We start from the raw sequence: 536 nt of genomic DNA, 5'->3' as shown, positions 1-536 counted from the left end.
ACTTCCTTGTAGTCCTGAAGAACAATAGCCACTCCAGTCACAAAATCATTCCGAACATAGAGGTCATCAATATTTTCATACAGGGAAACCGATATATAAGGCGAAGTTTTACGCTCTAATTGCCAATAGAAATAGTCTGGTGTGCTGAGACTGAAATACTTGTAAATCCCTTCGATGCGGGCCTGATTTTCAACCAAAGACTGAGCAAGTTGGGTTGACTCTCTGTGATAGTATTCCACTTCACTCACTGTCCGAGTGGTCACACGTTCTGCAACCCGTTGGGCCTCTTTCTCACGTGAATCCCAGTCAGCATACGATAACATAATCGCAAAACTGGCAATGACCACGATCATAACCAAACTATAAATCCGTAAAAGAGAGTGAAGCCAGAACTGCTTCATTCTATTTTGTCGCCAATTTTTCATGGATACTTTCATAAATAGGTTCCAACATATCACTGATAAAGAAATGCCACATTCCAATTCCTACAAAAAAGAGCAAGGCAGGCATATAATAACCAACTCCTACAAGGAGAG

General features: G+C 41.0%; 1 pseudogene. It reads right to left on the bottom strand.

The window, feature by feature from the left end:
- A pseudogene (locus GMD6S_RS10085) lies at positions 1 to 425 on the bottom strand (sensor histidine kinase); the annotation flags it as partial.
- Positions 426 to 536 lie beyond the last annotated feature (111 nt).

Source organism: Streptococcus sp. GMD6S (genome assembly GCF_000297015.1).
Note: the sequence above shows the minus strand (reverse complement) of the source record. Positions and strands in the feature narration are given on the sequence as shown.